The organism is Chitinophaga sp. LS1, assembly GCF_034274695.1.
Lineage (GTDB): Bacteria > Bacteroidota > Bacteroidia > Chitinophagales > Chitinophagaceae > Chitinophaga.
Map to the genome: position 1 here is coordinate 6159761 of NZ_CP128362.1, position 20572 is coordinate 6180332.

Consider the following 20572-nt stretch of genomic DNA (forward strand, 5'->3'; position numbering starts at 1 on the left):
CGACTTAGGATATGTGTGTAGTAATTCTTTATTTGAAGTTATAAATTCCCCTTTTATAGAAAACACCATTGTTGTATAATTTGTTTTCTTTTTCTTTAATTAGTGTCACATTACGAATTTATATAGAGATAAAATTTAGCTATGTATTATACATCATTATTTATATGGTGTACTTCTTTCCTTATTTATTGTATTGCTCTTACCTGTATTATACTTACTATTACCGGCTGATCTGGTCCTTATTTGTCATCTGCTGAATTTTGTTCAATAGTAAGATCCCTTTTACAGCAGCATTGATACTTACGGTTGGCCTTTCACAATTAAAACGATGTAAGATCTTCGGATTGAAATCTTTCTTTTGATTGCCTGTACCAAAGATCACATCTATCGGATCAGGACCTTCTAATAATGTATTGAAAAATATCTTACTCACTCCCGCATCTGTATGTGGAAATGCAAATGCTCTATAAGGTAGGTTAAAATGCTGTACAAGGAAGTCTACAGATTGTCGTGTCTGAAAGAGTTGTTCATCCAGTGTAAGCTGGTTATAATAAGGATGATCAATACTATGCCCACCAATTGCAAAACCCTGTTGTACCAGTGTGCCCACTTCATCCAGCGTAAGGAACGGCATTTCTTTCTCCAGATATTGTGCAAAGGAAATCTCTAATATCTTTCCTATTTCATCTGCCTGTCCCTTTGTGTTGTAAGTGATCTTTTTAATAGCTGGAATGAGTGATGCTTCATCTGTTTGCAGATAAGCATACAATTGATCAAGCGTTGCCTTTGAATGATGTGTTGTTTGTAAACTTTCGATAATCAGGCTAAGCTTGAATTTATAAAACAGACTTTTATTGTTAAGAAATGCACTATTCAGGAAAAATGCTGCTGGTGCGCCTTTGCGAAGCAACATAGGAGCGATGATATCTTTTACTTCACGTAGCCCATCGTCGAATGTGAGCAGGAAAGAACCGGAAGGCAATGCCTGTCCTGTTTTTAAAGCATGAATGATATCCTGTAAAGTAACCGGGGTAAATCGTCTGAGCAGGTAATCGAGATCTTTTTCAAATGCTTTGGTACCTTTCCAGGGATAGAGGTGCTTGATATGTGGAACAGGTGCGTCGCTCACCAGGTGATGATAGGGAAGCAATAAACTATCCGGACGTCGTTGTTTCAATACGGCAAGGGGTAACAGTTGCGCAGCACTGTAAAATACATTTTTTACCAGGCTCATATATTGTGTTAAATGTTCTTAAAGGTATGAATAATTTTTACTTGCGATAGAACCGGGGGCGTCCCGAAGCCATGTTTCTATTTTCAAACATAAGAACTCAAAACTTCGGGATGGCTCCTTTTTATTTGGGTACCTGATGGTGAGAATTCTCGTAACTGCAATTCTCATGGAGATCCTGTTACTTATGATACATTCCCGCTTCTTTTCGGACTGGCATGGCTTGCGGCCAGCTTTCCAAAAGTCACTATTTTATTGCATAGACATCACCTTCACCCTATGCTGCGTTCCCCACTCTGCCAATACCTGTATCACCGGCTTCAGCGAATCACTATACGCCGTCATCTCATACTTCCCCTCTTCCTCTTTCCGGATCAGCCCATTCATTTCCAGCTCATGCAACTCTCTCGACAACATTTTTGGCCCTATGCCCGCCAGCTCCCGCTGCAAATCCATAAAGCGCTTTCCTCCCATCGCCAGGCACCCCAGGATCGTCACTTTCCACTTACCACCAATGATATCCAGGGTATCCTGAATAGCCAGCAATTGTCGCTTACAATCATAAATCTTTTCACCGGGACAAACCATATAGGAATTATTTTTTATTATTTTCATTCCCTCCATGGAAGCACTTCCATAAAGGGTAGCTTTCACCATTGTAAAGTTAACCTATTTACTTTTGTACAAAATCATCAATATGGAATTTGAAGTTATCATCATCGGAGGAAGCTATGCAGGATTACAAGCCGGAATGACACTCGGCCGCGCACTTAGAAAGGTATTGATCATTGATAGCGGCAAACCCTGTAATGCTCAAACGCCACATTCACATAATTTCTTAACGAGAGATGGAGAAACCCCAGCCGCCATTACAAAAGCAGCACTGGAACAACTCAAAGCATATACCACCGTTCAGGTGCTCCATGGCAAAGCCACACTGGGAGAGAAAACCAACAACGGATTTTCTATTACCACGGAAGCAGGAGAAAAATTCACCTCAAAAAAACTCATTATTACCACTGGTGTCAAAGACATCATGCCCGAAATTCCGGGTATAGCAGCATGCTGGGGAATTTCTGTCATTCACTGCCCCTATTGCCATGGTTATGAAGTAGCTAATCAGCCAACCGGTATTTTAGGCAATGGCGAAGGTGGTTTTGAAACAACAAAACTGATACAACACTGGACAAAAGACTTAACTTTGTTCACGAACGGACCTATCACTATGACAGCTGAAATGGTGGCACAGATAAAGAAAAAGAACATCAATATCATTGAGACACCTGTAAAAGCCATTATTCATGACAAGGGACAATTAAATGCAGTGGAACTTACCGATGGTACCAAAGTATCGTTAAAAGCAGTCTATGCCCGTTTACCGTTTATACAGCACAGTGATATACCTGCGCAACTGGGATGTGAATTGACAGAAACAGGGCATATCAAAGTAGCTGATTTTGTAAAGACGACTGTTGAAGGCGTGTATGCCGCCGGGGATAATTGCAGTATGATGCGTGGTGTGGCTAATGCAGTAGCAGTGGGATTGGCGGCGGCCGCGTTTGTGAACAGGGAAATGATCTGGGAAGAATTTGAAAATGCCTGATACTGTTACAAACATCCGGGATGAACTCAGCCATTACATCCCCCCTCACCTGCCTTTAGTTTAATGACATTTGTCATTTATATATTATATTTCGCGGGGTAGATTTGATTCACAAATATTACCCCGCATGAACCATACTGATATCATCAAACGCGTACACTGGAAAGACCTGCGCCATCTTTCCATCCCTGAAATGCTCATTGAAAATAACCTGACGATCCCCTGGGCCCTTGCCTCGTGGGTATTAGCTTATTTTGGGTATTATATATGGGCTTTACCTTTTTCTGCTTTCTTTTTTCTCACTGCTTTAAGGCAGGTACACAATGGCTTCCACAACTCCTTAGGAACCAATAAATTCCTCACAGAATTCACCTTATTCTCCAACAGTGTATTGATGTGTGCGTCCATGCATGCCGTCAAATTTAATCATATCCGTCACCACAAGTATTGTCTATCTGAAGAAGATTACGAAGGGAAATCAGCGGGCATGAGCTGGTATGGCGCCATCCTTTATGGCCCCCTGCATATGTTCCTTATTCACAAAGTCACCTGGCAAAAAGGGAACCGGACCTACAGGAACCACCTGGTTGCCGAATTATTGGCCGTTATCGCCTTCGTAAGCGCGGTATTTTACTTCCAGGTACCCTTCTTAGTGTATCATGTAATTGTGATGGTAATTGGGGAGCTTTTGATGGCTTTCTTCGCGGTATGGACTGTGCACCATGATACCGAAGCGCATCCTGAAATAGCGAGAACGCAGAGAGGGAGCTGGAAGAATAAGATTACGTTTAGTATGTTCTATCATCTGGAACATCACCTGTTTCCGGCAGTGCCAACAATAAAACTGCCTGAGCTCGCAAAAAGGATCGATCAGGTTTTACCTGAATTAGAGAAAAAACAAACTTTTTAGAAGCCGGCCACTAATATACTGGTACCTGCCAGCTGGCCGCAAAAGAACTGGCACACTCTGCCTGCCATAAATGAACCGGCACCTTCCAGCCGGCCGCAGGGCTACCCGCATAAAAAAACCGCTTTCACCTATGGTGAAAGCGGTTTTTTATCTATTTAAATCAATTACAGGCTAAATGCTGCCTTCACCTTATCCACATAATCCAGCTTCTCCCATGTAAACAACTCCACTTCTACACTCTTCTCATGCTTCTTACCCTTATTGAATACCTTGGTCACCACCTTGCTCTCCCGACCCATATGACCATAAGCAGCAGTATCGCTATAAATAGGATTACGCAGTTTTAAACGCTGCTCGATCGCATAAGGACGCAGGTCAAAGATCTCTTCCACCTTACGTGCAATCTCACCATCAGTCATCTCCACCTTGGCAGTACCACGAGTATCGATGAACAAACCACAAGGTTTAGCCACACCAATCGCATAAGACACCTGTACCAGCACCTCATCTGCCAGACCTGCAGCAACCAGGTTCTTAGCAATGTGACGGGTAGCATAAGCAGCAGAACGGTCTACTTTGGAAGGATCTTTACCAGAAAACGCACCACCACCGTGTGCGCCTTTACCACCATAAGTATCCACGATGATCTTACGGCCTGTCAGACCAGTATCACCATGAGGACCACCGATTACGAATTTACCGGTTGGGTTGATGTGGTAAGTAATTTTATCATTGAACAGCGCTGCCAGTTCTGGCTTCAGCTGTGCTTTTACACGGGGAATAACGATATTGATCATGTCTTCCTTGATCTTAGCCAGCATCTTTGCTTCGGCATCGAAATCATCGTGCTGTGTAGAGATCACGATTGTATCGATACGTACAGGCTTGTTATCGTCAGAATACTCGATCGTCACCTGTGACTTTGCATCCGGACGCAGGTAAGTGATCTCTTTGTTTTCGCGACGGATCGCAGCCAGTTCGATCAGCAGTTTGTGCGCCAGATCCAGTGCCAGTGGCATATAGTTATCGGTCTCCTTGGTAGCGTAACCGAACATCATACCCTGGTCGCCAGCACCCTGCTCTTCCGGGCTCTTGCGCTCTACACCCTGGTTGATATCTGGAGACTGCTCATGGATGGCAGAGAAGATACCGCAGGAGTTAGCCTCGAACATGTATTCACTTTTGGTATACCCTATCTTGCGAATTACCTCACGCGCAATTTCCTGCACATCCAGGTAAGCTTCGGATTTAACTTCTCCAGCCAGTACCACCTGACCGGTAGTCACCAATGTCTCACAAGCAACTTTGGAAGTCGCATCATAGGCTAAGAAATTATCTATCAATGCATCTGATATCTGATCGGCAACTTTATCCGGATGTCCTTCGGATACTGATTCTGAGGTAAATAAATAAGGCATAAAATAATTGAATTTCGGCTTTAAGATTAGTAAATCTAGTACAATTTACCATATTTTAGTCATTTGGTGGTATGCCTAATGGTAAACTGGGGCAAAAATAAGTCATTTGACTATATTCCAGTATTTTGATAGGGAAAATATTCGTTAAAGGGGCGGGAAATTGATAAACCCCCCAAAAGCGTAGTCTCAAAAATAAAATTAAGGTTGGAGATTCGGGGGCAACAACAGTTCGTCTCTGGCAGGGTCAGCATGAAAAGGGGGTGTATCAAAAGTATGATACCCCCCCTTTTTCAAATTCGATTAAATGCTTTATTTACCAAGCAACTGTGAGTACAGCTGCAGATAATCTGCTAAATCTTCATTTTCTTTCTTGTATGGCAGGATAATCTTACCCTTTTCGGCCTTCAGTTCATCCACCACTTTCTTATCGATCTTTTCGCCAGCCATTATTACCGCATCTGCATATTTTGCAGCGCCTCTGTTCAGGGCTGTATTTGTACCTTCTTTGTACAGTTCAATGTCTTTTTCCTTGATCTGATTGCTGATGGTCGCCTTTTTAACAAAGCCCGCACCCAGGTTATCTTCAAAAGAATTGGGTTCTAAAGAGTAAACCACCTTGGAATGTGCGAATACAGGCTCCTTCTTATAGGCAGTCTTCAGGTACAGAGGGATCAGTGATGTCATCCAACCGCTACAGTGGATGATGTCAGGAGGCCAACCGAACTTTTTCACCGTTTCCAATGCTCCTTTACAGAAAAATACAGCACGCGCAGCGTTGTCATCATAGAACTGATCATTCTCGTCCGTAAATAACGCTTTTCGCTTAAAGTAATCCTCATTGTCAAGGAAATACACCTGCAAACGGGCATTTGGCAACGAAGCCACCTTGATAATCAGTGGATAATCATCTCCTTCAATCACGATGTTAATGCCAGACAATCGTACCACCTCATGCAGTCGGTGCCTTCTCTCGTTGATAATGCCAAAACGGGGCATGATCACCCGCACTTCCAGCCCTGACTCGTTGGACTTAATTGCCATCTTATTGACCATAGCCGCATAATCTGTGAGTTCCAGATAAGGCGACATCTCCTGAGCAATAAAAAGAATTCGTTTCTTTGTGGACATCTAATGCTGATATTAATGCAGTAAATTTAAATTTGGTTTGCAAAATTACGGATTTTTACCGGAAGAAAAGACAATTTGGCACTTTTAACATCCTTTTAAGCAATAAATTATGTATTTATTCAAACGGAAAGACGAACTGGAAAGGCATTTAACGACAGCCCGGCATGCAGGAAAACACATTGGTTTTGTGCCAACTATGGGCGCTTTGCACCGGGGACACATCTCCCTGATCAATGCTGCAAAAGAAAATTCTGACCTGGTGGTTTGTAGCATCTTTGTAAATCCCACACAGTTCAATGATCCAAAAGATTTCGAAAAATACCCTGTCACCATCGACCAGGATGTACAGCTACTGACAGAAGCAGGGTGTGATGTATTGTTCCTGCCATCTGTGCAGGAAATGTACCCGGAGGGGCTGACTGCCAAAATGCATTACGACTTTGGTACGCTGGAAACGGTGCTGGAAGGCGCAGCAAGGCCCGGGCACTTTCAGGGAGTAGGGCAGATAGTACATCAGTTGCTGAACCTGGTGCAGCCGGACAAATTATTTATGGGACAGAAAGATCTGCAGCAGTGTCTGATTATAAACCGATTGCTAAAGATTATTGATTCGCATGTGGAATTGGTGATCTGTCCTACACAAAGGGAAAATGATGGGTTGGCAATGAGTAGCCGGAACATGCGGTTAAATACGACTGAAAGGGTCAATGCCCTCCATTTATACCAGGGGTTGTCTTATATCAAGCATCACTATAAGAAGGAAGGCTTTAAAGAGATGAAGGAAAAAGCTGTCAATGAACTGAAAACCAGTGGGTTTGAAGTGGATTATGTGGAACTGATCAGTATACTGGAAGACGGGTCCGTGATATTTCCGGAAACGGCGGCAACGACCCCTTTGTATGCAGTAGTGGCTGCGAAGGAAGTGAGTAGCGGGGTAAGGTTGATAGATAATATCATGTTATAAATGGAAGGGGGATGTATCATAAGCAACTGGAAGGGCCATGAGAATTGTATGTACGAAAAATCACTCCACCAGGTACCCAAATAAAAAGGGGCTGTCCCGAAGTTTTGAGTTCTTATGTTTGAAAAAGGAAACATGGCTTCGATACGCCCCCCTTTCATCAGTTCCCTACATGAGACTGATCACCTTTTGTCACATTCATTTATTTTACCTTAACTTTGCAGCCGCACGCAGAATTACGTTATGCAGATTGAAGTATTAAAGTGTAAAATACACCGCGCAGTTATCACGGAAGCCAACTTACAATACGTAGGTAGCATCACCATCGATGAAGATCTGATGGATGCGGCCGGCCTGATCGAATATGAAAAGGTTCAGGTAGTCAACGTGAATAATGGCGAACGCCTGGAAACCTACGTTATCAAAGGAAAACGTGGTTCAGGGCTGATATGTATGAATGGCCCGGCAGCTCGTCTCTGTGCTGTAGGTGATGTAGTTATCATCATCTCTTATTGTACAATGGACTTCGAAGAAGCCAAAAAACATACACCGATCGCTGTTTTTCCAAAAGAAAATAATAAATTGTAAGTGTAACCCCTAAATCTGACTTTCTATGCCTAAATCGCTCAGAACTATTATCAATTTTGCAATATTTTTAGCGATAGGTTTAGGTTTGATCTGGTTGGTTACGCACAATCTAACTGCACAGGAAAAGGAAGATATCATCCGTAGCTTCCGAAAAGCCAATTACTGGCTTATAATACCCGTTATTTTTGTTGGTATAGCAAGTCACTGGTTCCGCGCCGTACGCTGGAAATTACTCATGGAACCGCTGGGTTATCATCCCAGTACCCTGAATACTTTCTTTGCCGTCATGGTCGGCTACCTGACTAACCTTGCCATTCCCCGCCTGGGAGAAGTAACCCGTTGTGGCATCGTGGCCAAATACGAAAACATCCCTGCAGAGAAACTGGTAGGTACCATGATCGCAGAAAGAGCGGTCGATATGCTGGTGCTCATGCTACTCATGCTCGTAACGGTGTTATTACAGCTGGATACAGTCGGGGTTTTCTTCACCCAACACATATGGGTACCTTTACAGACCAAACTGGGTAATGCCGGTGGTAGCCGCACCTGGATACTGGCAGGCATTGTCATCGTACTGGTTGTACTGGGTATTATCGCCTTCCGGATCATCGCCCGTTCCAAAGTGGGCGATAAGGTCAAAAAGATCTTCAGAGGCGTATGGGAAGGTGTTCTTTCCATTGGCCAAATGCAGAAAAAAGGCTGGTTCATATTTCACTCCCTCTTTATATGGGTATTGTACTTTATCATGATGTACCTGGGCTTCCTATGTATGGACGAAACCAGGGCACTGGGTGTAGGCGCCGCCCTTTCTGTGCTGTGCTTTGGTAGTATCGGTATGATCGCCACCCAGGGCGGTATTGGTGCTTACCAGATCTTAGTACAGCAAACCCTCCTCTTATATGGCATCCATGCCACTACCGGCTATGCTTTTGGCTGGATCGTATGGCTGGCACAGACCCTGATGGTAATTGTAATCGGCTTCGCCAGCATGATTGCCCTCCCGATCTATAACAAAGGAAACCGCACACCTGTAGCTGAGTAATCATCCATAATTCCTTATCTTTAAGTATTATATCATAAATTTAACATTGGATTTTCCCCAAAATCTGGTATTGTTGTGATTATGGTTATATCATCATATAACCCACACCGTTAATTTGTAATTTGCCCTTTAAGATGCGATTGTCCAAAAGTGAGCCTTTAGATACTTTTACTCAAGATCAGGAGATGGAAAAAAAGACGAACAGCAAGAAAAATGCGCCAGAAAAAAAGAAAATGATCCCCCGGGACGTTAGCTGGCTCGCCTTTAATGCCAGAGTATTACAGGAAGCAGCTGACACCAGTGTTCCATTACATGAACGTATCCGTTTCCTCGGTATTCATTCCAATAACCAGGATGAATTCTTCCGCGTACGCGTAGCCACCCTTCGAAGAATGCTCTCTGTAGGCAAATCTGCCCGTATGCACCTGGAAGAAAACCCGGAGCAGATCCTCAACGATATCCACGATCTTGTTATAGATCAGACCCGTGAATTCGACCGCATCTGGGACGAAATTGAAGATCAGCTGAAAGAACAGAAGATCTATATCCGTACAGAAAAACACCTGAGCAAGGAGCAACAGAAATTCGTGCTCACCTACTTTAATGAGCAAGTGCGTACCAACATCATCCCACTGATGATAGAAAGTATCCCACATTTCCCATTACTGCGCGATAAATCTATTTATCTGGCCATCGTACTGGCGAGACAGGATAACTCTGTCAGACAAAAATTTGCCCTGATAGAAATTCCTACCATTGTCCTCCCCCGCTTTATCATTCTGCCATCAAAAGAAGGCGAAAAAGACATTATCCTCCTTGAGGACGTGATCCGTTTCTGCCTGCCTCATATTTTTACTTATTTCGGCTACGACAAGTTCAACGCCCACATCATCAAGGTGACCCGCGATGCGGAGCTGGATATTGATAATGATATCTCTACCAGCCTCATTCACCAGATCGAAAAAGGCCTGAAAGACCGTCGTAAAGGGAAACCGGTCCGTTTTGTCTATGACAAGGATATCGATCCCCTGTTGCTCGAATACCTCATGCGCCGTATGGGCCTCTCCCCCGGCGATAACCTGATTCCGGGTGCACGTATCCATAACTTCAAAGACTTTATGGATTTCCCGAACGCCGTATTCGCTGAGAAAACCAGCTCATCACGCAAAAGCTTTTTGCATCCATTATTTGCCGAAGCAACGAGCGTGATGCACGTAATTCAGGGTCAGGATGTGATGCTCCACACCCCTTACCACTCTTTCGATACCATCATTGATCTGCTGCGCGAAGCGGCTATCGATCCGAACGTGGTGAGTATTAAGATCACTGCTTACCGGCTGGCTCGCAATTCCAGGATCGTAAATGCGCTGATCAATGCCGTTCGTAATGGTAAACAGGTGACGGTATCCCTCGAGCTCCGTGCCCGTTTTAACGAAGCTGATAACCTGGAATGGAAAACCAGACTGGAAGATGAAGGGGTGAAAGTATTGATCGGTATTCCGGGTCTGAAAGTACATGCCAAGATGTGCGTGATCAAAAAGAAGATCGGTACCAAAACCATTCAGTGTGGTTTTGTCGCCACCGGTAACCTGAATGAAAAAACCGCCCGCGTATATGGCGACCACTGGCTGCTCACTGCTAACAGGGCCATCATTGCCGATATCAACCGTGTGTTCGCTTATCTTGAAAGTCCCAAGCACGATCCAAAGATCCTCGCAGGCTGTAAAACACTGGCCATAAGCCCGATCAGCATGCGTCCTTTCTTTGTGAAAATGATTGAGCGAGAAATCAAACTCGCGAAAAACAAAAATGGTGGTGAGATGATCCTCAAGATGAACTCACTCTCCGATCCGCAAATGATCAACCTCCTGTACGAAGCCGCACGCGTAGGTGTAGATGTAAAGATGATCATCAGAGGTATCTGTTGCGCCTATACGGAAAATAAGAAATGGAAAAAAGATATCACGGCTATCAGTATCGTGGATGAATACCTGGAACATGCCAGGGCGTTCGTTTTCAGAAGTGGCGTATATATCTCCTCCTGCGATTGGATGGTACGTAACCTTGACCACCGCGTGGAAGTAGCCGTACCTATCTTTGACCTATCTATCCAACAGGAGATCAAAGACATACTGGCGATACAACTCAGTGGCAATGTAAAAGCGAGAATACTCGACAATAAACAGGAAAACGAGTACAAGAGAGACAGTGGTAAGAAAGTGAGGTCGCAGATTGAAATCTTTAAGTACCTGCATGAAAAGCAATACAAATAATAATAGATTTTTTATAAAGAGAAACCCGCTCCGGCATTCAGGCAAGAGCGGGTTTTTCGCGAAAAGGGATTTGTGGCCTGCGGCCGGTAGGCAGTAAAAAAATAATAAAACAATTATCTTTGCCCATTATGAAGCTTGCTGCTATTGACATAGGCTCCAATGCCGCCAGGTTACTTATTTCAGAAGCATCGCCCAACAGTCAGGGACGTATGGATTTTACGAAAGTAAACCTGGTGCGTGTGCCATTAAGACTGGGTATCGACGTTTTCAGCACCGGCATCATTTCTCCAAAAAGGGCCGAACACCTGATCAGCACGATCAAAGCATACAAACTCTTACTCGAAGTATACGAAGTTAAATACCTGAAAGCCTGTGCTACCAGCGCGATGCGTGATGCGGGTAACTCCGCCGCCATCCTGGACGATGTGAAGCGCGAAACAGGTATTGACATCAAAATTATATCGGGACAGGAAGAAGCATCGTTCCTCTACGAAAGCCACATTGCCGAGAACCTCGACAAGTCACGCGCCTATATGTATATAGATGTGGGCGGCGGTAGCACAGAGGTAACGATCTTCAGCAGGAACACCCTCGTACACAAAACCTCTTTTAATATCGGTACCATCCGCCTGCTGCAGCAACAGGTCACTGATGCGCAGTGGCAAATTATGAAAGAGACTATCAAGCAGCAGATCAAAAGCATTGGTCCTGTGACAGCCATTGGCTCCGGTGGTAACATCAACAAGATCTTTTCCCTTTCCAAACGCAAGGAAGGGAAGCCACTCACCCTCGATGTGCTGAAAGATTACTACAAAGAGTTCAGCAGTTTCTCTGTCGAAGAAAGAATTCACCTCTATAATTTAAGGGAAGACAGGGCAGATGTGATCGTGCCTGCCCTGCAGATCTACGTTAACATCATGCGTTGGGCGAATGCAGAAGAGATTTTCGTACCTAAGATAGGGCTTGCAGACGGCCTGATCCAATCATTGTACGGGGAAATCAACTCAATTTGATTTTTTTCCCTACCTTAACACCCTTTTTTAACAATAAGATAAGAAATGTCTACGCATAAAGAAGTTAAGCGGATCACAACGCATATCCTTCAGCGGATGAAGGATGAAGGGGAAAAGATTTCAATGATCACAGCCTACGATTTTTCCATGGCCCGCATCTTTGACGATTCGGGGATGGATGTATTGCTGGTGGGCGATTCCGCTGCAAACGTAATGGCTGGTTATGAGACCACCCTCCCTATTACACTGGACCATATGATTTATCATGCGGCGTCGGTAGTAAGGGCGATTAAACGGGCTTTTGTAGTGGTAGATCTGCCATTTGGTACTTACCAGGGTAATTCTAAGGAAGCCCTGATGTCTACCGTGCGCATTATGAAGGAAACCAGCGCGCATGGTGTAAAGATCGAAGGTGGTGAAGAAATATTAGAATCGGTAAAACGTATTATATCAGCAGGTGTGCCTGTGATGGGGCACCTGGGACTGACACCTCAGTCTATTAATAAGTTCGGTACTTATTCTGTACGTGCTACAGAAGAAGTGGAAGCTGAAAAACTGCTGCGCGACGCCAAACTGCTGGAAGAAGCGGGTTGTTTTGCCATTGTGCTGGAAAAGATCCCGGCCCTGCTGGCAAAGAAAGTGGCAGAAAGCGTTCGCATTCCTATCATTGGTATTGGCGCCGGTAAATATGTAGACGGCCAGGTACTGGTGATGCACGATATGCTGGGCATCAACAAAGACTTTAAACCGAGATTCCTGCGCAGGTACCTGAACCTGTATGAGGAGATCCTGAAAGCATCGAAGCAATATATCAGTGATGTGAAAGCGAAGGACTTCCCCAATGATAATGAACAATATTAAGATAAACGAACGCTTCTGCTCCCGGCAGGAGCGTTTTGCTAAAATAACCTACCTTTACCCCACTTCCACAAACTAAATCTTTGTTATGTTAGACTATGTACTGAACGGCCTGATGCAACGGTATCAGGAGCGTGTTCCTGACGTCGCTGCTATTATTGCGGCCATGATCAATGAAGATGTTATTCAGATCGCAGATGATATTGAAAATGACCATATTGCTTTCAGAACGATAGGCGTGCCACAATTAGGCATTCAATCGCTGGAAAAGATCTTCCTGCATTATGGTTACACGAAGAAAGAACCTTATCATTTCAGGGAAAAAAAACTGGATGCTTATTGGTATGCGCCGCCGGCGCCGAAGTATCCGCGCATCTTTATCAGTGAGCTCCGGGTGCAGGATCTGAGTGCGGAGGCACAACGGATCATCACCAGTTATACGGATGAAGTGAAGGTAGATCCGGTATCAAAATTAGACCTGGATAATGGGCCGGATGTAGATGTGTTTTTGCATAGTGCGCTTTGGAGAACCCCTACCCTGGCGGATTACCAAACGCTGGCAGCAGAGAGCGAATATGCGGCATGGGTGATTTATAACAGGTATTATCTGAATCATTTCACAGTCAGTTTGCAGAACCTGCCTGTAGGATATAATACAGTGGCGGATTTCAATAATTTCCTGGAGAAGAATGGGTTTAAATTGAATGACGCAGGTGGGAAGATAAAAGAAAGCCCGGATCATTTGTTATTGCAGAGCAGTACGGTGGCGAAGATGATTGCTGCTACATTTGGAGATCATAAAACGCAGGAGATATCGGGTTCTTATGTGGAGTTTGCGGAAAGAAGGGTGTTGCCGGAATTTGCGCACCTGGATCCTAAGGATATTAAGCGGGAGCATAGAAGAGAAGGGTTTGAGGCGGGGAATGCAGACAGGATCTTTGAAAGTACTTATAGCTCCCAAACGCAACGATAAGGGAATATTACAGCCCGTTAAAAATATTTATAACCAGGCTTTCGAAAGTTTGCATAGCTCGTTAAAAACATTTATAAATAACCACAGACGACGAGATGTCGAAAGTTCACATAGCTCGTTAGGAACATTTATAAATAACCTCAGGCGAGATGTTGAAAGTTCGTACAGCTCGTTAAGAACATTTATAACCACAGACGACGAGATGTCGAAAGTCCATACAGCTGGTTAAAGACCTATTTTAAGCAAGTGCGCACAGCTTGTTAAAAACATATATTTGCACCATGATACAAGATATTCTGAACCAATTCCATATCACGCCCCAAAACAGCGGTGTCAGTACAGGTACCCAGTGGTTGAAAGCCGATGGCGCTATAATCGACGCCAATTCTCCGGTAGATGGTAAACACATTGCACAAGTGACTGCTGCCAGTCGTGCGAATTATGATAAAGTAGTAGAGACAGCTGCGGCTGCTTTCAAAGAATGGCGGTTGTGGCCAGCGCCTCGCCGTGGTGAAGTAGTAAGACAGGTGGGTGAAGCACTGCGTAAAAATAAAGAAGCACTGGGCAAACTGGTGTCTTACGAAATGGGTAAAAGCCTGCAGGAAGGCTATGGCGAAGTACAGGAAATGATCGACATCTGTGACTTTGCAGTAGGTCTCTCCCGTCAGTTGCACGGGTTGACCATGCACTCTGAGCGTCCGGGTCACCGTATGTATGAGCAGTGGCATCCGTTAGGCATTACAGGTATTATCTCCGCATTCAATTTCCCTGTAGCAGTATGGAGCTGGAACGCTATGCTGGCATGGGTATGCGGCGATGTATGTATCTGGAAACCATCAGAAAAAACACCGTTGTCTGCGATTGCGTGTCAACAGATTATCCAGGATGTACTGAAGGCGAACAAGGTGCCTGAAGGGGTATGTTGTTTGTTGGTTGGTAACCGCGACGCTGGTGAATGGCTGGCGGAAGATACCCGTGTTCCATTGGTATCAGCGACAGGCTCTACCCGTATGGGTAAAGCGGTATCGGCAGTGGTAGGTGCGCGTTTAGGTCGTTCATTATTAGAATTAGGTGGTAACAATGCCATTATTATTTCAAAAGATGCAGACCTGGATATGTCATTGATCGGTTGTGTGTTTGGCGCGGTGGGTACAGCTGGACAACGTTGTACATCTACACGCAGACTGATTATTCATGAGAGTGTATATGATGCATTTACGGCTAAGCTGGTGAAAGCATATGGACAGTTAAAGATTGGTAATCCGCTGGATGAAAATAACCATGTAGGCCCATTGATTGATAAAGATGCGGTGAAGATGTATGAGCAGGCGATTGTAGAAGTGCAGAAAGAAGGGGGTAAAATTCTGGTAGAAGGCGGTGTATTGAGCGGTGGCGATTATGCTTCCGGTTGTTATGTAAAGCCTTGTATTGCGGAAGTAGAGAACCATTACAAGATCGTGCAGCATGAAACGTTTGCTCCTATTCTGTATGTGATGAAGTACAAGACGCTGGATGAGGCGATCGCATTACAGAATGGCGTGCCACAGGGCTTGTCTTCTTCAATCATGACATTGAACCTGCGTGAGGCAGAAGCTTTCCTCTCTCAGGCCGGATCTGATTGCGGCATTGCGAATGTCAATATCGGTACCTCTGGTGCGGAAATTGGTGGAGCATTTGGTGGTGAGAAAGAAACCGGTGGTGGTAGAGAAAGTGGTTCAGAGGCATGGAAAGCATATATGCGGAGACAGACGAATACAATTAACTATTCTACGCAATTGCCACTGGCACAGGGGATTAAGTTCGACCTGTAAGTCTAAAATAAGTGATTGTATAAAGCGCATTTGCCTTCGGGTGAATGCGCTATTTTTTCTTTGAAAATAGTTCGTCCAGGCCATAATTTGATATGACTCTATAGGATTAAAATTTTCTTTTCGTGCTTATAGCAACAATCGTTTGTACTTAGAGTCTTAAATCAGTTTTTTCTACAGGCTGAAAAAGCACCAATAAAAGGTCGATTTTTGTAACTTAGTAATCTTATTGAGATGGGGGTAATGCCTCAAGCTCGCGCAGGCGTCTGAGATAATTATTTATCTGCGCCTGCTTTCTTTTTTTAGCCACTCCTGATTATCAGGTTCCATATATGGCACTCTATTTTTGAGTATAAAATAAGCGGCAATTAGGATTTTGTGTGAAATTGCAATAAGTGCTCGTTTTTTGCCTCTTCGTATACTCAAAGTATAATATTTTCTTTTCAGATAAGTATCTTTCGTATGTGCTGCAGCCCATGCTGCTTCCACGAGTGCGGTTTTAAGGGATCTGTTGCCATGATTGATTCTTTCACTTTTCTTTTTTCCGGCACTTTCATTATTACCAGGACATAAACCACACCAACTAGCCAAATGATGCTGATTAGGGAACGCATGCATATCTGTACCTATTTCGGCTAAGATGGCGGTAGCTGTTTGTTTTTGTACTCCGGGAATAGTCTGAAGTAATTTTACTTCTTCCTCCCATTTTTTAAGTACTGATCTATACGGTTATCCACCTGACCAAGTAGGTCATTTAGCTGTAAAATAACAGTTTTAGACAGGCTGAGCATAAAACGGTGATGCTCATTAAGATGGCCTTCTAATGCAAGAATAAGCTCTTGTTTTTTGATTTTGAGCCTACCTTTTGCCAAATTGGCCAATATCATAGGATCCTGTTCTCCTTCAATAATGGCAGTGATCATTGACCAGCCACTTACACCGAATACATCACTGACTACAGTGCTCAATTTGATATTGGCTGTCTCTAAAATGTTCTGTAACCGGTTATATTCACTGGACCGCTGTCCTATTACTTTACGTTTGTATCGGTACAATTCCCGTAATTCGCGAGTGTATTGCGGTGGAATAAAACTTCCCTTTAGTAGCCCGCTTAGCAATAATTTTGCAATCCAGGCACTGTCATTGCGATCGGTCTTATGCCCCGGCACATATTTAATATGCCGGGCATTGACCAGAATAAGTTCAAAGTGAGGTTCCAGTATATTAAAAACAGGCTTCCAGTAAACCCCCGTGCTCTCCATTGCGACATGTGTAATGCCGGATTCTTCAAGCCAAGCTACCAGGTCCCTAAGTGAACTTGTGAAAGTGCTAAAAGTGCGGGTTTGTTCTTCCAACCCATTTCCTCTGATGGTGGCTACTACATTCTCCTGGTGAACATCGAGGCCACAGCCGCGACTCACAACCTGTTCAAAACTGATATGTGATTGTTCCATGGTAGTACTTTTGTCGAAGGTACCACCATTTTCATAGTCGTTTGTGAACCCGGTTCATGAGGGTTTTTTCTAAAAATGGGTTTCATGCCTCTTAGTGAATACCCTCTTTCATGAATGTTTTATTGCCGAATAGCCGGGTAAACTATAGCATAGCTTTAATGCTACAAGTGCACCATAAGTATACCATAAGTACATTAAAAGTACATCTGTATATCAAATCGATATTGAAGTGTACTTATAGTGAAGTATTAGTACTCATTTGGTAACGAAGTTGCACTATAGTTCGGATGAAGGTTTTAATATTGTCTTGTAACCTCAAAATTGTTTGTTATGGCACTTGTAAAAGACAGCATACTCCTTCAACTTGTACGAGGCACCCTCGGCAAGCAACTCACGATCTACGAAAGGAACGGGCAGATTATAATGGCCAAAAAACGCGGTCCGTCAATGAAAAAGCCAACAAAAAAGCAGCTGGAAGCCAGGTATAAGATGACCATAGCCGCAGCTTATGCGAAGGCAATCCTGCAGGACCCTGAACTGAAGGCATATTATAAGTTACTGGCAGGTCCTGGCCAGAATGCTTATAACTTGGCCATAAAGGATGCATACAAGTCGCCGGAGATTCAGAATATCCGACTGGAAGAGGGGACGGTAGTAGTAACAGCAAAGGATGAATTCAGGGTAGTAGAAGTGGACGTACGGGTACACGATGCGGCAGGTGCTATGCTGGAAAGAGGAAAGGCTGTTTTAGGCAGAAATGGCGTGGATTGGTATTATAAGGCTGGTTATCTGCCATCAGGCGGCAAAGTAGTCGTAGTGGCTGTAGATTTACCGGGAAATGAAACGCCCAGGGAGTTGAAACTGGAATAAATACCTGGATGAATTAGTAATAAATTGCTGCATAGCTGTTGGTGTGAAGCACACCTGCATGACTTGTGTTGTGCAATGATCAAATTATTGCTGTTGCATTAATTTATTACCTTTTTACGCCTAAACATATACAATAAAAAAATAATAAATTCGTTTTATACCAAAACCAATCAACATCCAAAACCCAGGCATCTGGAACATGCCACATTTAATGAGCGACAAATAGGTAAAAAAATAGCGAGGTTAGAGAACCTCGCTTTTTCGTTAAACGGAAACCATGCTTATGAGAAAAATAATTGGAGAGTCTCCTAATTATTCTTCCAGCTCTAAATATTACACTTTTTCCTGGAATTTCATATTCTACTTTCGTGCTACTTTCCTTGCTATTTACCAGCAGTTTAGCCTTTAAATCGTATTATTGTTGTGCCCGTAGCCACTTTTCAAAGAAAATCGTCCTACGCTCCATAGTGGAAAATATTTTATAATATTCAATAATTTCATTCTACGAATAGGTATTCACCCCCATCTACCACACCATTCAACTGATCATAATATTCTATTTCCCCTCTTCATCAATTCGTCTTATCTTGGCCCGTTACACTTTATATAACCTTTAACCATTTATGGTATTTGTATTGATATGCTTATTGTGAAAAAATACAGACTAATGAAATCTAGCGGAGCAATAGCAGTCATGGCAGGATGTGTTGCGATGATGACTGCACTTACAACTAATTCGGCCTATGCACAGGGTAATGCAGTACCAAAGAACTGGCACCTGCTGGACTACGCCGCTGACAGCGTTTATGGCACCAGCGTGCAGCGCGCCTACACTGAACTGTTAAAAGGGAGAAAAAGTACCCCTGTGATCGTTGCTGTGATCGACTCAGGTATCGATACACTACACGAAGATCTGAAGTCCATTTTATGGACGAATCCAAAAGAAATTCCCGGAAATGGAATTGACGATGACAAGAACGGTTATGTAGACGATGTACATGGATGGAATTTTTTAGGTGGAAAGGACGGCCGTAGCTTAAAAGATGATTCTGACGAAGCGACCAGGGAATATGTACGGTTAAAGGACAAATATGTAAATCCTGATTCCGCACTCAACCACGACTCAAAAGAATATAATTATTGGTTAAAGGTATCCAGCAAAATTGCCAAACCTTCTACTGAAAGCAAAACGACTTATAGAGCCATGCTGAAACTGCAGGACAACGTGAATAAAGCCGGCGGCATTCTCACCACCTTCCTGCATACCAGCGACTTCAGTGTACCCAAACTCGACAGCATCCAGACTAAGGACGAAGATGTAATGGTGGCAAAGAATTTCATGATCCGCCTGTTTAACAGCACCGGCGATTCTGCTATTACTTATGCTGATTTCAAACCTGAATTCGAAGAGTACATAGAAGACCTGAAAAAGAAAGCAGAGATCTCTGACAACTATACACCTAATGCAAAACGCAAGGAAATCGTAGGCGATGATATCAATGATATCAACGACAAATACTACGGTAATAATGATGTAATGGGACAATTTGGTCTCCATGGTACTCACGTATCCGGTATCATTGCAGCTGCAAGAAACAATGGTGTAGGTATGGATGGTGTGGCAGACAATGTAAGGATCATGGCAGTGAAAGCAGTACCAGATGGTGATGAGCGTGATAAAGACGTAGCATTGGCTATTCGTTATGCAGTAGACAATGGTGCGCGTATTATCAATATGAGCTTTGGTAAATCATTTTCTCCGCATAAGGATTGGGTAGATGCTGCTTTCAAATATGCGGCGGACCACAATGTATTGTTGATACATGCAGCGGGTAATGATGGTAAGAATGTAGACAGTACTGACAACTTCCCCAATGCCGATTTCCTGAACGGTGGTGTGGCTGGTAATGTCGTGACTGTGGGTGCCACCAGTAATGGTAAAACAGGTGCTAAAGTGGCAAGCTTCTCTAACTACGGTAAGCGTACGGTAGATCTGTTTGCACCAGGTGTATCTATTTATGCTACCCTGCCAGGTGGTAATAAATATGGCAGTCTGAGTGGTACCAGCATGGCTTGTCCGGTCGTAGCCGGTGTAGCGGCGTTGGTATTGTCTTACTACCCTGATCTGACTGCAGAGCAGTTGAAATATGTATTGTTGAAATCGGCAGTGCCTTTGCCTGACGGTACGAAAGAAGTAACTAAACCTGGTGCGCCTGGTCAGACAGTCGCCTTTGCTGATTTGTCTGCAACGGGTGGTTTGGTGAATGCTTATAATGCCCTGAAGGTAGCAAGTACCATGAAGGTGGAGAAACTGGGGAAGAAACCAAAAGTAATGAAGATCAAAAAAGGATAAAATATCCGTATAAAAGCATTGCTGAAAAAGGGGATTCACCAACAGGCATGAAAACCATTTTCAGAGAAAAAAGGGCTTTTGCTGATAGC

At 43.7% G+C, this 20572-nt stretch carries 17 protein-coding genes and 1 pseudogene; 12 read left to right on the top strand and 6 right to left on the bottom strand.

The window, feature by feature from the left end; all coding sequences use genetic code 11:
- Positions 1-220: 220 nt before the first annotated feature.
- Positions 221-1234: a polysaccharide deacetylase family protein gene (locus QQL36_RS25305; RefSeq protein ID WP_321567183.1), complete on the bottom strand. Its 1014-nt coding sequence runs from the start codon at positions 1232-1234 to the stop codon at positions 221-223.
- 249 nt (positions 1235-1483) lie between these two features.
- Complete coding sequence (locus tag QQL36_RS25310; RefSeq protein ID WP_220388798.1) at positions 1484-1819, bottom strand: winged helix-turn-helix transcriptional regulator; 336 nt, start codon at positions 1817-1819, stop codon at positions 1484-1486.
- A gap of 109 nt (positions 1820-1928) precedes the next feature.
- Between QQL36_RS25310 and QQL36_RS25315 the strand changes: the two genes are divergently transcribed.
- Positions 1929-2834 (top strand): NAD(P)/FAD-dependent oxidoreductase, encoded by a 906-nt coding sequence (locus QQL36_RS25315; RefSeq protein ID WP_321567184.1) that lies wholly within the window; start codon positions 1929-1931, stop codon positions 2832-2834.
- Between the two features lie 127 nt (positions 2835-2961).
- Positions 2962-3744: a fatty acid desaturase family protein gene (locus tag QQL36_RS25320; RefSeq protein ID WP_321567185.1), complete on the top strand. Its 783-nt coding sequence runs from the start codon at positions 2962-2964 to the stop codon at positions 3742-3744.
- A gap of 164 nt (positions 3745-3908) precedes the next feature.
- On the opposite strand, the gene metK is transcribed toward QQL36_RS25320, so the two are convergent.
- Both metK and QQL36_RS25330 read right to left on the bottom strand, forming a co-directional pair.
- Entirely contained in the window at positions 3909-5162 is a 1254-nt protein-coding gene (gene metK / locus QQL36_RS25325; protein WP_083725366.1) for a methionine adenosyltransferase, read from the bottom strand.
- Between the two features lie 309 nt (positions 5163-5471).
- On the bottom strand, positions 5472-6290 hold the full coding sequence (locus QQL36_RS25330) for a glycogen/starch synthase (protein WP_083725364.1): 819 nt from the start codon (positions 6288-6290) through the stop codon (positions 5472-5474).
- Positions 6291-6399: 109 nt separating this feature from the next.
- Here QQL36_RS25330 and panC point away from each other — a divergent pair, with 109 nt between their 5' ends.
- The 8 genes from panC (at position 6400) to QQL36_RS25370 (ending at position 15809) form a co-directional block, all read left to right on the top strand.
- Positions 6400-7254: a pantoate--beta-alanine ligase gene (gene panC / locus QQL36_RS25335; RefSeq protein WP_083725362.1), complete on the top strand. Its 855-nt coding sequence runs from the start codon at positions 6400-6402 to the stop codon at positions 7252-7254.
- Between the two features lie 240 nt (positions 7255-7494).
- Positions 7495-7839 carry an aspartate 1-decarboxylase gene (gene panD, locus QQL36_RS25340; protein WP_083725360.1) on the top strand — a complete coding sequence of 115 codons (345 nt, stop codon included), beginning with the start codon at positions 7495-7497 and terminating at the stop codon, positions 7837-7839.
- A 25-nt stretch (positions 7840-7864) separates the two neighbouring features.
- Positions 7865-8881: a lysylphosphatidylglycerol synthase transmembrane domain-containing protein gene (locus tag QQL36_RS25345; RefSeq protein ID WP_321567186.1), complete on the top strand. Its 1017-nt coding sequence runs from the start codon at positions 7865-7867 to the stop codon at positions 8879-8881.
- A gap of 134 nt (positions 8882-9015) precedes the next feature.
- Positions 9016-11154 carry a polyphosphate kinase 1 gene (gene ppk1, locus QQL36_RS25350; protein ID WP_083725356.1) on the top strand — a complete coding sequence of 713 codons (2139 nt, stop codon included), beginning with the start codon at positions 9016-9018 and terminating at the stop codon, positions 11152-11154.
- 128 nt (positions 11155-11282) lie between these two features.
- Positions 11283-12167 carry an exopolyphosphatase gene (locus tag QQL36_RS25355; protein ID WP_321567187.1) on the top strand — a complete coding sequence of 295 codons (885 nt, stop codon included), beginning with the start codon at positions 11283-11285 and terminating at the stop codon, positions 12165-12167.
- A gap of 45 nt (positions 12168-12212) precedes the next feature.
- Positions 12213-13028 (top strand): 3-methyl-2-oxobutanoate hydroxymethyltransferase, encoded by an 816-nt coding sequence (gene panB, locus QQL36_RS25360; RefSeq protein WP_321567188.1) that lies wholly within the window; start codon positions 12213-12215, stop codon positions 13026-13028.
- A gap of 85 nt (positions 13029-13113) precedes the next feature.
- Complete coding sequence (locus tag QQL36_RS25365) at positions 13114-13998, top strand: DUF1338 domain-containing protein (protein WP_083725350.1); 885 nt, start codon at positions 13114-13116, stop codon at positions 13996-13998.
- A 281-nt stretch (positions 13999-14279) separates the two neighbouring features.
- Positions 14280-15809, top strand: coding sequence for an aldehyde dehydrogenase family protein (locus QQL36_RS25370; protein ID WP_083725348.1), 1530 nt, complete (start codon positions 14280-14282; stop codon positions 15807-15809).
- 276 nt (positions 15810-16085) lie between these two features.
- Here QQL36_RS25370 and QQL36_RS25375 read toward each other — a convergent pair.
- Positions 16086-16484 (bottom strand): annotated as a pseudogene (locus tag QQL36_RS25375) (transposase); the annotation flags it as partial.
- An 11-nt stretch (positions 16485-16495) separates the two neighbouring features.
- On the bottom strand, positions 16496-17260 hold the full coding sequence (locus QQL36_RS25380; protein WP_321566635.1) for an IS110 family transposase: 765 nt from the start codon (positions 17258-17260) through the stop codon (positions 16496-16498).
- Positions 17261-17590: 330 nt separating this feature from the next.
- On the opposite strand from QQL36_RS25380, the gene QQL36_RS25385 reads away from it, so the two are divergent.
- Together QQL36_RS25385 and QQL36_RS25390 are read left to right on the top strand one after the other, a co-directional pair.
- Complete coding sequence (locus QQL36_RS25385) at positions 17591-18130, top strand: hypothetical protein (protein ID WP_321567189.1); 540 nt, start codon at positions 17591-17593, stop codon at positions 18128-18130.
- Between the two features lie 667 nt (positions 18131-18797).
- Positions 18798-20483 carry a S8 family peptidase gene (locus QQL36_RS25390; protein WP_321567190.1) on the top strand — a complete coding sequence of 562 codons (1686 nt, stop codon included), beginning with the start codon at positions 18798-18800 and terminating at the stop codon, positions 20481-20483.
- The last annotated feature ends 89 nt before the right edge of the window (positions 20484-20572 follow it).